13 protein-coding genes are annotated in these 13,009 nt (G+C 41.8%); 3 read left to right on the forward strand and 10 right to left on the reverse strand.

Annotation, left to right across the window (positions count from 1 at the left end):
- Positions 1-3 precede the first annotated feature (3 nt).
- From ACHSBP_RS20060 to argC, 4 genes are read right to left on the reverse strand one after another with little or no spacing between them, the layout of a single operon-like run.
- Positions 4-1,206, reverse strand: a complete 1,203-nt coding sequence (locus ACHSBP_RS20060) for an argininosuccinate synthase (RefSeq protein WP_395390276.1) — start codon at positions 1,204-1,206, stop codon at positions 4-6.
- A gap of 12 nt (positions 1,207-1,218) precedes the next feature.
- A complete protein-coding gene (locus ACHSBP_RS20065; protein WP_010560867.1) occupies positions 1,219-2,139 on the reverse strand; it encodes an ornithine carbamoyltransferase in 921 nt (306 codons plus the stop codon).
- Positions 2,140-2,147: 8 nt separating this feature from the next.
- Positions 2,148-2,909: an acetylglutamate kinase gene (gene argB, locus ACHSBP_RS20070; protein WP_010560868.1), complete on the reverse strand. Its 762-nt coding sequence runs from the start codon at positions 2,907-2,909 to the stop codon at positions 2,148-2,150.
- Complete coding sequence (argC, locus tag ACHSBP_RS20075) at positions 2,902-3,918, reverse strand: N-acetyl-gamma-glutamyl-phosphate reductase (protein ID WP_395390277.1); 1,017 nt, start codon at positions 3,916-3,918, stop codon at positions 2,902-2,904. The genes argB and argC overlap by 8 nt, the downstream gene beginning before the upstream one ends.
- Positions 3,919-4,111: 193 nt before the next feature.
- On the opposite strand from argC, the gene argE reads away from it, so the two are divergent.
- Positions 4,112-5,269, forward strand: a complete 1,158-nt coding sequence (gene argE / locus ACHSBP_RS20080) for an acetylornithine deacetylase (protein WP_395390278.1) — start codon at positions 4,112-4,114, stop codon at positions 5,267-5,269.
- Here the strand turns inward: argE and ACHSBP_RS20085 are convergent.
- Positions 5,266-6,210, reverse strand: coding sequence for a GAF domain-containing protein (locus ACHSBP_RS20085; protein WP_395390279.1), 945 nt, complete (start codon positions 6,208-6,210; stop codon positions 5,266-5,268). The two genes, argE and ACHSBP_RS20085, sit on opposite strands and share 4 nt — an antisense overlap.
- 137 nt (positions 6,211-6,347) lie before the next feature.
- On the opposite strand from ACHSBP_RS20085, the gene ACHSBP_RS20090 reads away from it, so the two are divergent.
- Positions 6,348-6,944 carry a TetR/AcrR family transcriptional regulator gene (locus ACHSBP_RS20090; protein ID WP_395390280.1) on the forward strand — a complete coding sequence of 199 codons (597 nt, stop codon included), beginning with the start codon at positions 6,348-6,350 and terminating at the stop codon, positions 6,942-6,944.
- A complete protein-coding gene (locus ACHSBP_RS20095; protein WP_395390281.1) occupies positions 6,941-7,783 on the forward strand; it encodes an alpha/beta fold hydrolase in 843 nt (280 codons plus the stop codon). Before ACHSBP_RS20090 ends, ACHSBP_RS20095 begins: the two co-directional genes overlap by 4 nt.
- On the opposite strand, the gene ACHSBP_RS20100 is transcribed toward ACHSBP_RS20095, so the two are convergent.
- From ACHSBP_RS20100 to hisS, 5 genes are all read right to left on the reverse strand, one after another.
- The gene (locus ACHSBP_RS20100; protein ID WP_010560874.1) at positions 7,772-8,149 is read right to left on the reverse strand and encodes a VOC family protein; all 378 of its coding nucleotides are present in this window, start codon (positions 8,147-8,149) and stop codon (positions 7,772-7,774) included. The genes ACHSBP_RS20095 and ACHSBP_RS20100 overlap by 12 nt on opposite strands.
- Positions 8,150-8,276: 127 nt before the next feature.
- Positions 8,277-9,755: a ribosome biogenesis GTPase Der gene (gene der / locus ACHSBP_RS20105; protein WP_100912819.1), complete on the reverse strand. Its 1,479-nt coding sequence runs from the start codon at positions 9,753-9,755 to the stop codon at positions 8,277-8,279.
- A 91-nt stretch (positions 9,756-9,846) separates the two neighbouring features.
- A complete protein-coding gene (gene bamB, locus ACHSBP_RS20110; protein WP_395390282.1) occupies positions 9,847-11,034 on the reverse strand; it encodes an outer membrane protein assembly factor BamB in 1,188 nt (395 codons plus the stop codon).
- 7 nt (positions 11,035-11,041) lie between these two features.
- Positions 11,042-11,674: a YfgM family protein gene (locus ACHSBP_RS20115; RefSeq protein ID WP_395390283.1), complete on the reverse strand. Its 633-nt coding sequence runs from the start codon at positions 11,672-11,674 to the stop codon at positions 11,042-11,044.
- Between the two features lie 9 nt (positions 11,675-11,683).
- Complete coding sequence (gene hisS, locus ACHSBP_RS20120; protein ID WP_395390284.1) at positions 11,684-12,958, reverse strand: histidine--tRNA ligase; 1,275 nt, start codon at positions 12,956-12,958, stop codon at positions 11,684-11,686.
- Positions 12,959-13,009: the final 51 nt, after the last annotated feature.

The following is a 13,009-nucleotide window of genomic DNA, read 5'->3' on the forward strand; positions in this document are numbered from 1 at the left end:
AGATTACTTGTTATTCATTGCAGAAATTCTACTGCTTAATGAAAATAGACGAATAAAGCCTTCTGCATGTGATTGGTCGTACACATCATCTTCACCAAACGTTGCAAAGTCTTCACTATATAATGAGTTTTCAGATTGCTTTTGAACTGCAGTAACTTGACCTTTATAAAGCTTTAATACCACTTCGCCGGTTGCAAGAGTCGAAAACGCTTCTGCTGCAGCTAAGATTGAATCTTTTAGTGGCGTAAACCAACGACCGTCATAAACAAGGTGTGAGAACTCATTCGCTAAAGTGTCTTTCCATTTGCGGCTGGTTTTATCAAGCACTAACTCATCAATCGCTTGAAGTGCCGCCATAATTACAGTGCCTCCAGGTGTTTCATAACAACCACGCGACTTCATACCTACCAAACGGTTTTCAACGATATCAACACGACCAATACCATGGGGCGCTGCAACTTCGTTTAGCGTAGTGAGTACTTGAAACGGTGACATTTGCTCACCATTTACCGCAACTACTTCACCATTTTTAACACTTAACTGAACAAGTTGTGACTCATTTGGCGCTTGCTCTGGCGAATTTGTCCATGTCCATACTTGATCGCTCGGTTGGCACCACGGATCTTCAAGCTCACCACCTTCGTGTGAGATGTGCCACGCGTTTGCATCACGACTATAAATTTTAGTCGCCGACGCCGAACATGGAATATTGCGCTCAGCAAGGTAGTCAAGTAATGATTCACGGCTTGATAAATCCCATTCACGCCAAGGTGCAATTACTTTTAAATCGGGTGCAAGGGCTGCAAAGCAACTTTCAAAACGCACTTGGTCATTACCCTTACCGGTACAGCCGTGAGAAAGTGCATCAGCGCCTACTTTACGCGCAACTTCAACCTGTGCTTTAGCAATAATAGGGCGCGCCATTGACGTACCTAATAAGTAAGTACCTTCGTAAATTGCGCCGGTTTTAAGCGTTGGATAAATATAATCGGCAACTAACTCGTCTTTTAAATCAACGATATGACACTCAGATGCGCCCGATGCAATTGCTTTTGCTTCTACGCCTTCTAACTCTTCAGCGCCTTGGCCGACATCTGCAACAAATGCTACTACTTCACAGTTATAGTTTTCTTTTAACCATGGCACGATAGCCGATGTATCAAGACCACCTGAGTATGCTAGTACAACTTTTTTAATAGAACTCATGTTACCGATTCCTTACACAAAATTTGGGTTTAATAAACTTACAAGCAGAGCATTTTGCGCATGCATACGATTTTCAGCTTGTTGTATTATGAATGATTTTTCACCGTCCATTACCTCAGAGGTAATCTCAAATTCACGGTGCGCTGGCTGGCAATGAAGCACACTTGATGCGCCTGTCATATCAAGCAGTTTTTGATTAATTTGGTACGGCATGTACTTTTCTTTTACCAGCTCTAATGGTGTGTTATCGCCCATTGATACCCAAGTATCAGCATAGAGTGCGTTCGACCCAACTGCAGCTTCTACGCGGTCACTTACCGAGACCGATGCACCATTTTGTGCTGCGATTGCTTCAGCTTGTTTTACAATTTGTGCATCAGGTGATGCGCCTTTAGGGCATACCGCAACAAAGTCAGTACCTAAGCTTGCTGCTAACAGCATCAGTGAGTGCGTGACATTGTTACCTTCACCTAAATAGGCCAATTTTAGTTGGCTTACGTCGCCGTAAATTTCAGTCAATGTCAAAAAGTCAGCGAGTGCTTGGCACGGGTGATATAAATCACACAAACTATTTACAACCGGCACAGAAGAAAATTCGCTAAGCGTAGTTAATGTGCTATGTGCCATTACACGCGCCACAATGCCATCCGCCCACGTCGAAATATTCAAGGCAAAATCTTTTACCGATTCACGTTGCCCCATAGCACCGTTTTGCTGGTCAAGATAAACCGCATGACCACCGAGTTTGTTAATGCCGATATCAAACGACAGGCGAGTACGTAAACTTGGTTTTTCAAATAGCGTAACAACCGATTTCCCTTTAAGAGCATCGGCAAAATCCATTGGGTTATTTTTAATTTGTAATGCTAAGTTAAGTAATTTTAAGTTGGCTTCTTTGTTTAGCTCTAAGCCCGTAATAAATTGTTGAGTCATTGTTTTTCCTATGGCGTAATCTTGGTTCCCACATGCTCACCATTGAGCAATGCGATTAAGTTATCTGGCTTTTGCCAGCTCGAGATATACACGCCACGTCGTAAATGTTGAGCAGCTTGCAAGCTGGTATTTACTTTTACCTGCATGCCGCCTTTAATGACTCCCTCTTCGATTAATGTGCTGATATCAGCACTTGATAACTGATGTAATGGATTAAGCTTGTGATCTAATACAGCTTCTACATCTGTCATAAAAACAAGCTCCGCATCAAGCAATTGAGCGATACCAGCTGCTGCTTCATCGGCGTTTACGTTGTACCAATTGCCTTCTAAGTCAAAACCAATTGAACTCACAATCGGAAAACATCCCGCATTTAGCAGCGATTTAAGAATACTGGCATCGTTTTCAATGCAAGTACCAACTTGACCAAGGGCTTTTAGCTTTTGCTCACTAACAAGACCTGCTTCATAAAGGCTTAAACCAACAGGCTTAAAACCATTACTAATTGCCGCGCCCATTAATTGCTTATTTGCACAACCCGCAAGCGCACCGACAATGTAAGGCATTTGTTCACGCGGACTAATGCGCAGACCAAGGTGCTTTGACGTAACAAAGCCCGCATCGCTTAACCAGCTATCTACTAATGAGCCACCGCCATGCACTAAAATAAATTTGTCTTTTGGCTTTTGATGAAGCACATCAATTAACGCTTTTGCAGCATCAATATTATTTAATACCGCGCCACCTAGCTTAATTACCCAATTAGCCATGATTCACTCCTTGAAAGCCACTATGAGCAGGCAGTCCTAAAGTTAAATTAATACATTGCAGTGCTTGGCCTGACGCGCCTTTAAGTAAATTATCAATCGCAGAAATAACAATAAGTTGGTCACCCTGTAACTGCCAACCAATATCAACAAACGGCGTGTTCTCAACACCTTTAATTGATGGAATAACATCGCCAAGTAAGCGAATTAAAGGCTCATCAGCAAGCACCTGATATGACTCAGCTATTTGCTTTGCAGTAGTGCCTGGTTTTACTTTGACATAAATAGTTTCAAGAATACCACGTTTAAAATTGCCTAAATGCGGTGTGAACAACACCTTGTGGTCAAGGTATTTTTCAATTTCAGGGCCATGTCTATGATTAAATAAACCGTATGGTTTTAAGCTCACTTCGCAAAAATGCGTTGCCACATTGGCTTTACGCCCAGCGCCAGTAACACCAGAAACCGCATTGATAATCACAGTATCATCAGTAAGTAAGCCGGCTTGTTTTAATGGTTTAAGCGCATTTAGCGCAGCGGTTGGGTAACAACCAGGTACTGCTACTAACTGTGCATTTTTGATTTGATCTTTTTGCCATTCAACAAGACCATAAACAGCTTGTTCTAATAGCTCAGGGCTAGTGTGTTTAAAGCCATAATAGGTTTCATAGTCATCATTTGATGACAGACGAAAGCCTCCAGATAAATCAAATACTTTTTTGCCCATTGCTAAAAACTGAGGGGCAAGTTCGACACTGACTGAATGTTCTGTGCATAGGCAAATGGCATCGGCATTTTGTTCGATTACTGAAAATGCCTCACTATTTAACGGCGCTATTTCACCTGCAACAATGCCATTTAGTTCAGGATAAAGACTAGCAAGCGATTTACCTTTATCTAAGCTATTTTCAGACACATACATACCCACTAACTTTAGTGAGTTATGTAGAGAGATTAATTTGGCAAGCTCAGCACCTGAGTAACCGCTTGCACCAACGATAACGATATTCATATTTTTTCCAAAAAACTATTAAGGGTATAAAGACAAGTTTTCAAAAAGTGTTATCGTCGTAAAATTGAGTTCTGCATGCTGTTAGTCTCGGTACTAATTATTTCAAAATAATGAATTGAAATGCAGAATAAACCAATGTAAATTTATATTCAACTTTTTTGCATAATTATTTATTAAATATTTTGAGGTAATCATGTCGCAATTACACTTTCTTGATATGTATGGTGCACTTATTGCTGCACCGTCGATTAGCGCAACGGTGCCATCACTCGACATGAGTAACCGCGAAGTCATCAATTTATTGGCAACTTGGTGTGAATCACTTGGCTTTGCAGTCGAAATTACAGAACTTGATAATAATCTGGGAAAATACAATTTAGCGGCAAAGTTAGGTACGGGTGAAGGCGGTTTAATGCTGGCAGGACATACAGACACAGTGCCATTTGACGATAGTCGTTGGCAATTCGACCCGTTCAAATTAAGCGAACAAGACAATAAGTTTTATGGCTTAGGCAGTATCGATATGAAAGGCTTTTTTGCTTTTGTTTTAAATGCATTACAAGAAATAGATAACGATACTGGACTCGCTAATCTAAAACAGCCTATTACAATTTTAGCGACCGCAGATGAAGAAACTACAATGGCTGGCGCAATTGAAATCGCCAAACAGAATAAACTAAAGCCGGCTCGTTGTATTATTGGTGAACCTACCGACATGGTGCCTGTTTATACTCATAAAGGACATATGTCGACGGCAATTCGTGTAACAGGTAAAGCAGGTCATAGCTCTGATCCTGATGCGGGTTTAAACGCGATAGAAGTCATGCAGCTTGTGATTAGCCAGCTATTAAAACTAAAAGAAGACATAAAGAATAAATATTCACTAACAGATTTTAAAATACCCTACCCAACTTTAAACCTTGGACACATCCATGGTGGTGACAATGCCAACCGCATTTGTGGTTGTTGCGAGTTACATATTGATATGCGCCCAATTCCCGGCATTAGTATTCCAGAACTTCAAGCAATGCTGTTGCTGGCGGTAGCGCCGATAAATGAGCAATATCCAAACGCGGTGGCGGTACATGATTTGCACGAACCTATTCCCGCGTTTTCAGGCAGCACCGATAGCAGTTTAGTAAAACTTGCTGAAAAACTGTCAGGTGAAAAAGCACAAGCAGTAAACTATTGCACCGAAGCGCCTTTTTTACAACAACTCGGTTGTGAAACAATCGTAATGGGTCCAGGCTCAATACAACAAGCCCACCAACCCGATGAATTTTTAGCGATGGAAAAAATAAAACCAAGCCAAGAGATGATTAAGAAGCTTATTGTCGCATCCTGTTTCTAAAGCCCCTCGCCTTGCTCATGCAGCTTAATAAAGGCGTTAAAGATCAGCTCATCAATATCACAAAATGGTGAGCTGTCGATGACACCTGTTATTAACTCAATAGGGCTATCATGGTGCACGTCAAAATCAACGTCATTCATTTGCGTAATCAAACAATCAAGTAGCTCTTGCGTATTATGTTTGTCCGCATTACTTACTAGCGCAACAAATCCATTTTCATCATAACGGGCGATTAAATCAGTCGCTCTAAATGTGGTTTTGTAAAGTTCAGCTGTTGTCTTTAAAATAGTCGTATACTTCTGTCGATCATGACGATAACTAAGCAGCCCTTTCATAAACAAATACACTACCGAAACTTTAAGATTTAATTTTTGACACACCTTTAAACTAATCGGCGCTAATAACTTAAAACCAACTTTGTTTGATAACCCTGTTACGGGGTCTGTGGTATTTGGTAATTTATTTACTAACTCAAGTTCCACAAGTATCGCAAGCTCTTTCAATAAGGCAATATCGTCTGTATTAAAATTACGAGGTTTGCTATCAATAATGCACAAGGTACCCAAACGGCATCCATTTTCATGCTCAAGAGGGATCCCCGCATAAAAGCGAATATTCGGCTCGCCCTTTACCAACGGGTTATCTGCAAAACGCTCATCTGCCAACGTATCTGTAACAACCAATGCTTGATCACTCAAAATGGCATGGCCGCAAAAGGAAATATCACGCGGTGTTTCACTTGCCGTTAAACCAACACAAGACTTAAACCACTGCCGCTCTTTATCAACTAACGATACCAATGCGATAGGTACGTTAAACATTTTAGCGGCAATTTGCGTAACTCTATCGAGCCTTTGCTCAGGCGGTGTGTCGAGCACATTTAAGCTTTGTAGGGTTTTAATTCTTGTATTTTCATTAGCTGGTAAATCGGGGGCTAACATAGTGAACTCTCATATTGCATTACACACAGTATAGGCAACATTGAATTAAATGCGGTGTTCGTAAACAGCTAATTGAAACATTTACTTTTAGCACGCTCGTGCTATTATCATTTCAATAATAGCACGAGCGTACTTTTATGAGTAAAGGTCAAGAAACAAAACAGCAGATCCTCGCAACCGCGTTAAAAATTGCTACACAATCAAGCTTAGATAACCTCACTATTGGCGGCCTTGCAGTTGCCACAGGCATGTCCAAATCAGGCTTGTTTTCGCATTTTAAATCAAAAGAAACGCTGCAATTGAATGTACTAACATTCGCCAATGAACTTTTTCAAAGCACGGTTATTCAGCCAATCAACCGCGAGCTTAATCCTCTTGGTCAGTTACTTTGCTTGTGTGAGAACTGGCTAGATTGGTATGAAAACCAAGCAAAGACCTGCATTTTTATCTCCGCGGCAGTGGAATTTGATGACCAACCAGGCGCTATACACGACCAAGTTAAGCAAGATCTTGCAAATTGGCTTGGCTATCTAACTCACAAAGTTACGCAAGTGATAAATGCCGAGCAATTCAAACAAGACGTAAGCGCAGAGCAATTTGTGTTTGAGCTCTACGCACTTTACTTAGGCAGCCAAAGTATGTCATGGCTAGGTGTTGAAGACGCTGAGCATAGCCGTTTTAAAACAGCCCTAAACCAATTAATTGAGCGCCACCGCGCAGAGGAATCTGTATGAGCAGTAAAATCTATTTTTCATCATCGGCAAAAAGAAAGCCGCTTGCCTATTATTTGATTAAAGCGGCATCGACTACCGCGCTTAAAATTGCTCCAAAGTTTGCCTTTAATCAAACAAGAAAATTACTATTAACACCGGTAAAAAATCGCAAAAGAACAACATTGTCAGCCCAGTTTACGCAACAAAAACTAGCAACCGAGCACGGTGACTTACACCTTACTTCGATTGGTGAAGGTCCTGCTGTTGTTTTTACCCATGGCTGGTCTGGTAGTAGTCGTCAATTTTTACCACTTATGGAGAAAGTAGCAGCAAGCGGCTTTAAAGCCATGGCATTTGATCATTACGGTCATGGTGAAAGCGATGGTAAGTTTGCCAATTTACCGCTTTTTATCAAAGGGTTAAAATCTGTAATGGCAAGCATTGAGCAACCCAAAGCAATTGTCAGCCATTCTATGGGAACCATTGCAGCGCTTAATGTGAGTAAAGATGTACCACATTTTTTAATTGCGCCTACCTTTGGCTTTTACGACTCTTTTGAAGAACGTATTTTAAATACAGGCATTCACCAACACTTATTTAGTGGCGTGCTAAAAAGTGTTGAAGATGAACACGATATGCGCTTTGGTGAGATTTTGCCTGAATTACACGTTGCAGATCACGCCCACCCAATTCATATTATTCACGACCAAAAAGACCGATTTGCTAAGTTTGAACTAACCAACCAGCAAGCAAGTCAGCACAGCCATATCAACTTAAAAGCTGTTAATAAGCTTGGTCACGGCCGCATTATAAATTCTGAAGAAACTTGGCAGTTTATGAAGCAAAGTTTATTCGCTTAGCGCAATGAGTGTACCTTCAATAGAACGTACATACGCCAAGTTTTTACCTTCCATTTCATGCGGTGCAGAAAGTGGTTCTGCGCCTGCATCTACCGCTTTTGCAAATGCTAAATTAATGTCATCAACCTTTAAGACTAACTCAAAACCAAGTGCCGGTTGTTTTGGCTGCGCGCGAATATAACTCTGCTTAAAGTGAGATTGCGCTAAGGGATGCGCCGCGAAGGCAATACACGCACCTTGGAAGTCCAGCTCGCCATATTGCCCGTCTTCATCGAGCTGAGCCGTGCTGACGGCAAATGCTTGGAAGTAGAAATCTAACGTTTCTTCAACATTATCAACGTAGATAACTGTTTTTAAGTAATCCATTTATGACATGATGGTTAATTATTCTTATTGTCTAATTATTAGCACATAACTGCTGGTAATTGCAGCTATTTCCATCATCACATACGAAAAAAGCACCTATTCGGTGCTTTTTTCAACAAATCTAAAATTAAGGCTTTTTGCTATACATTTTAGAAATACGTTTGCGCTGTCGCTGCTGCGACAAGGTCATCTTATTAGTGCGACCTGCATACGGGTTATCGCCTTCTCTAAATTCAATCTTGATTGGCGTACCCATAACCTTAAGCGCTTTACGATAATAGTTCATCATATAACGCTTGTACGAATCAGGTAAGTCTTTAACTTGGTTACCGTGAATAACAATAATTGGCGGGTTGTATCCCCCTGCGTGCGCGTATTTTAACTTAACACGACGACCACGTACTAACGGTGGCTGGTGATCAGCTTGTGCCATATCCATAATACGGCGTAACATCGCAGTGCTGATACGTTTTGTTGCCGATTCATAGGCTTCATCTACTGACTCAAATAAATGACCAACACCAGTACCGTGTAGTGCCGAGATAAAGTGAATACGCGCAAAATCAATAAAACCTAAACGGCGATCGAGCTCTGATTTAATGCGATCTTTTACATCTGTATCCAAGCCATCCCACTTGTTTACCGCAATCACTAATGAACGACCCGCATTAAGCGTATAGCCTAATAAGCTTAAGTCTTGATCACTAATACCTTCACGTGCATCAATTACCAGTAACACAACGTTTGCATCTTCAATCGCTTTCAGTGTTTTAATAACTGAGAACTTTTCAACAACGTCAGATACTTTTTTACGTTTACGCACACCTGCGGTGTCAATCAGTACGTACTCTTTCTCGTTGCGTGTCATTGGAATATACACAGAGTCACGAGTGGTACCTGGCATATCGTAAACAATAACGCGCTCTTCACCTAAAATACGGTTTGTAAGAGTCGATTTACCCACATTAGGGCGACCAATGATCGCAAGCTTAACCGGTTTGTCTGGGCGCTCACCATCAACTTCTTCACCTTCGTTTTCATCATCGTAAAGTGAATCAACTAGATCATCTTCAAATTCTTCCGGATTTGCTTCACGATACGCCTCAGCATATTCTGCAATTACTGGCTGTAGTGCCGTATCAAGTAACGATGTAATACCACGGCCATGAGCTGCAGCGATTTGATATACTTCGCCAAGTGCTAATTGGTAAAACTCAGCACAGTTTGAATCCGCATCAATACCATCAATCTTGTTGGCAACAACAAATACTTTCTTTTGCTGTTTACGTAAGTGATCTGCAATGCCAATATCAGATGCGGTTAAGCCCGCTCTGGCATCAACTAAAAACATTACAATATCGGCCTCTTCAATCGCTAACAGCGATTGCTCAGCCATTTCAGATTCAATGCCCTGCTCAGACCCGTCGATACCGCCAGTATCTACTAAAATGAACTCGTAATCTTCGTAACTCGCCTGACCATATTTACGATCGCGTGTCAGACCTGGAAAGTCTGCCACAAGTGCATCACGTGTTCGCGTCAAGCGATTAAACAATGTTGATTTCCCAACATTAGGACGGCCCACAAGGGCAATCACAGGAAGCATATTCAACCTCTTAAATAAACAACAAAAGGCTTCGTCCAGAGCAAGCCGTAACGAAGCCTTTAATTTACCAAGTCACACTTGGCAATAAATATTAATTCGCTAGTGGTAAGTTAACTAAACTCACTTCACCATCACGTGTGATAACAATTAGTTTATCACCCGCTGTAATTGGCTCGACGTAGAAACCTGAACTATCGAATTCACTGCGCGATACAAGATCGCCGGTTTCTTTATCTAACCAGTGTAGGTTACCTTCTTGGTCACCCGTTACTAGATAGTTGCCAAATACTGTTGGACCAGTCAAAAACCAACCATTTAAAGCTGGTTGACTCCAACGTTCAATACCTGAGCTTGCATCTAAAGCATAGATAGAACCTTGGCTATCTACCAAATAGATATTGCGACCATCAACGGTAAAATCGCGGTAGCCACTGTATTCACGCTTCCAAAGCACATTACCTGAGCGAATATCAACAGCTACTAAGTTGCCGTTATACGCCAGTGAATAAACCGTTGAACCCTGTACAACTGGTTGCGTATCTACATCCGCCAAACGTTCAAACTCTGATGCACCTTGTGGAATTGCAACGTCAGCTTGCCACGCTAAAAAGCCGTTTTCTGCGATAACTACTGACAGCTTACCGTTCTCTTCACCAAAGATAACGCCGCCGTTTGCTGATTGCGGAGAGCTAATGCCACGTAGCGTAAGTGCTGGCACTTCATGCTCATACACCCAACGCTGTTCACCTTCATCTGGATGTAGTGCAACTAACTTACCTGAACCTAAATTCACATAAATTAAGCCATCGCCTGCAGCAGGTGCTGAAAGTGCTTCGCCTGGCACATGTTTGCGCCAAGCAAGTTCACCGGTTTCACGATCAAGTGCAATCACTTCACCACGTTCTGTGCCTACAAAAATTTTACCGTACGCTTCGCTTAAGCCACCCGATAGCTTAGCGCTATCGTCATCTTCCCATGGCCAAAACGCTGGGTTTTTACGTACATCGCTGCGCCAAAGTTCTTTGCCGCTGTTAATATCAATTGCTTTGATTTCACCACGACGTGACGCTACAAATACTGTGTCTTTGTAAACCACTGGCGAAAGACGCGAAAAATAATGTTCAACACCAGAACCGACACTAGTTTGCCATACGCTATCAGCTTCAAACTGATTAACGATTTCAGGCAGTGTTAACTCGTCTTCTTCATCATCACTTGATGAACAGCCAGTTAAGCCAAGTGTTAACAGCAACAAGGTTGCTAAGGTAATTTTTTTCATAAATCACCTACAGCGTCTGAGCAACAGCTAGATTATCCAATTTAACTTGAAGAAGCTGATTTTGCGTTTCACCTGCCGCATCAAGTGCTGCTTGGTATGCTAAACGTGCATTGTCTTTATCGTCTTTAGAAAGGTAGATGTCACCTTTAAGCTCTTCTACTTGTGCTTTGAACGCTTCTGGCAACGTTGTGTTTAGTTTTGCAAGTGCCGCGTCAAAGTTTCCTTCAGCAAGTTCAATACGTGCAATACGTGTTGTAGCAATAGCTTTCAACTCAGCTTTTGGTGCATTTGTTACAATCCACTCTAGCTTTTCTTTTGCTGCACTGTAGTCTTTTGCATCAACTGCTTCACGTGCGCTTACAAACGCTGCTAATACAGCATAGCTAGAATCTTTATACTCAGTTAAAAATGCGTCTGACTTAGCAAGTACGTCAGAGTTCTCTTGACCTGCCGTCGAGATTAATTGCGTGTAGGCATCCGACGCTGCTTCAGCGCTATCAATTTGCGATTGGTTATATGCTTTCCAGCCATATAAACCACCTAAACCTAGCACTACACCGGCAATCAGAGATGTGCCATTTTCACGGAAAAATCGTTTTATTGCTTCTGCTTGTTGTTCTTCTGTTGAATAAACTTCCATTCTAACCTCTTATACCAAGCCTGTTAGCAACTCGGCTGCTTGATCTAAATTTAGTGTTTGTTGTTCTTGATGCTCGCGTAAGTGTTTTACAGTCACTTGGTTATTTTCAAGTTCACTGTCACCGATAATCAGTGCGTATACAGCATCGCTTTTATCTGCGCGTTTTAATTGTTTCTTAAAGTTACCGCCACCGGCATGCACTGTAATGCGTATTCCTGGTACTTTTTCTCGTAACTTCTCGGCAATAACAGGTGCTTGAATGCTTGCTGCATCACCCATTGCCGCAATGTAAACATCACTGGTGCGCCGAATTTCGCCAACACAGTTAAGCTCTTGCAACATCAGCACTAAACGTTCCATGCCCATTGCAAAACCCACTGCAGGTGTCGCTTTACCGCCTAGTTGTTCAACTAAGCCATCGTAACGACCGCCAGCGCACACTGTACCCTGTGCACCTAAACTTTCAGTAACCCATTCAAATACAGTGCGATTGTAGTAATCTAAACCACGTACCAGTTTTTCATTAACCTGATATTCGATGCCTGCAGCATCTAAACGTTCACATAAATTTGCAAAATGCTGTTGTGACTCTGGGTCTAAGTGTTCAGATAGCTTTGGTGCATCAACTAAAACTGCTTGCACGTCTGGGTTTTTACTGTCGAGTACACGTAATGGATTTGAGTGCATACGACGTTTTGAATCTTCGTCTAATGCATCAATATTTTGCTCAAGGTAAGCCACAAGTGCATCACGATATTGCGCGCGTGCTTCATTTGAGCCAAGTGAGTTAAGCTCTAATCGAACGTGGTCACTAATACCAAATGCTTTCCATAAACGTGCAGTCAAAATAATTACTTCTGCATCGATGTCGGCAGTTTCAAAGCCAAAAACTTCTAAGCCAAACTGGTGAAACTGACGGTAGCGACCTTTTTGAGGTCTTTCGTGGCGGAACATTGGGCCCATATACCAAAGGCGCTGCTCTTGATTATACAGTAACCCATTTTGGTTACCTGCTCGCACACATACCGCAGTACCTTCAGGGCGTAATGTTAGGCTGTCACCATTACGATCTTCAAAGGTGTACATTTCCTTTTCAACGATATCGGTAACTTCACCAATTGAGCGTTTAAACAAATCAGTTGATTCAACAATTGGAAAACGAATTTCCTGATAACCATACGATGCAACTGTTTCGCGTAAAATGCTTTCAACTTTTTGCCATACCTGAGTATCACCCGGTACACAATCATTCATGCCGCGAACTGCTTGGATTTGTTTTGCCACGCTGCTTTTACCCTATTGCTAATTAAATGCATGGGGCGAATATCGCCCCAG

Source organism: Pseudoalteromonas sp. XMcav1-K (assembly GCF_044005875.1).
Taxonomy (GTDB): Bacteria; Pseudomonadota; Gammaproteobacteria; order Enterobacterales; family Alteromonadaceae; genus Pseudoalteromonas; species Pseudoalteromonas spongiae.

Coding starts and splice junctions, on each gene's coding strand:
- bamB (WP_395390282.1), bottom strand. CDS start 11,034: ATGAAAAAAATTACCTTAGCAACCTTGTTGCTGTTAACACTTGGCTTA.
- der (WP_100912819.1), bottom strand. CDS start 9,755: ATGCTTCCTGTGATTGCCCTTGTGGGCCGTCCTAATGTTGGGAAATCA.
- ACHSBP_RS20100 (WP_010560874.1), bottom strand. CDS start 8,149: ATGGATTACTTAAAAACAGTTATCTACGTTGATAATGTTGAAGAAACG.
- argB (WP_010560868.1), bottom strand. CDS start 2,909: ATGGCTAATTGGGTAATTAAGCTAGGTGGCGCGGTATTAAATAATATT.
- argC (WP_395390277.1), bottom strand. CDS start 3,918: ATGAATATCGTTATCGTTGGTGCAAGCGGTTACTCAGGTGCTGAGCTT.
- argE (WP_395390278.1), top strand. CDS start 4,112: ATGTCGCAATTACACTTTCTTGATATGTATGGTGCACTTATTGCTGCA.
- ACHSBP_RS20085 (WP_395390279.1), bottom strand. CDS start 6,210: ATGTTAGCCCCCGATTTACCAGCTAATGAAAATACAAGAATTAAAACC.
- ACHSBP_RS20095 (WP_395390281.1), top strand. CDS start 6,941: ATGAGCAGTAAAATCTATTTTTCATCATCGGCAAAAAGAAAGCCGCTT.
- ACHSBP_RS20065 (WP_010560867.1), bottom strand. CDS start 2,139: ATGACTCAACAATTTATTACGGGCTTAGAGCTAAACAAAGAAGCCAAC.
- ACHSBP_RS20060 (WP_395390276.1), bottom strand. CDS start 1,206: ATGAGTTCTATTAAAAAAGTTGTACTAGCATACTCAGGTGGTCTTGAT.
- ACHSBP_RS20090 (WP_395390280.1), top strand. CDS start 6,348: ATGAGTAAAGGTCAAGAAACAAAACAGCAGATCCTCGCAACCGCGTTA.
- ACHSBP_RS20115 (WP_395390283.1), bottom strand. CDS start 11,674: ATGGAAGTTTATTCAACAGAAGAACAACAAGCAGAAGCAATAAAACGA.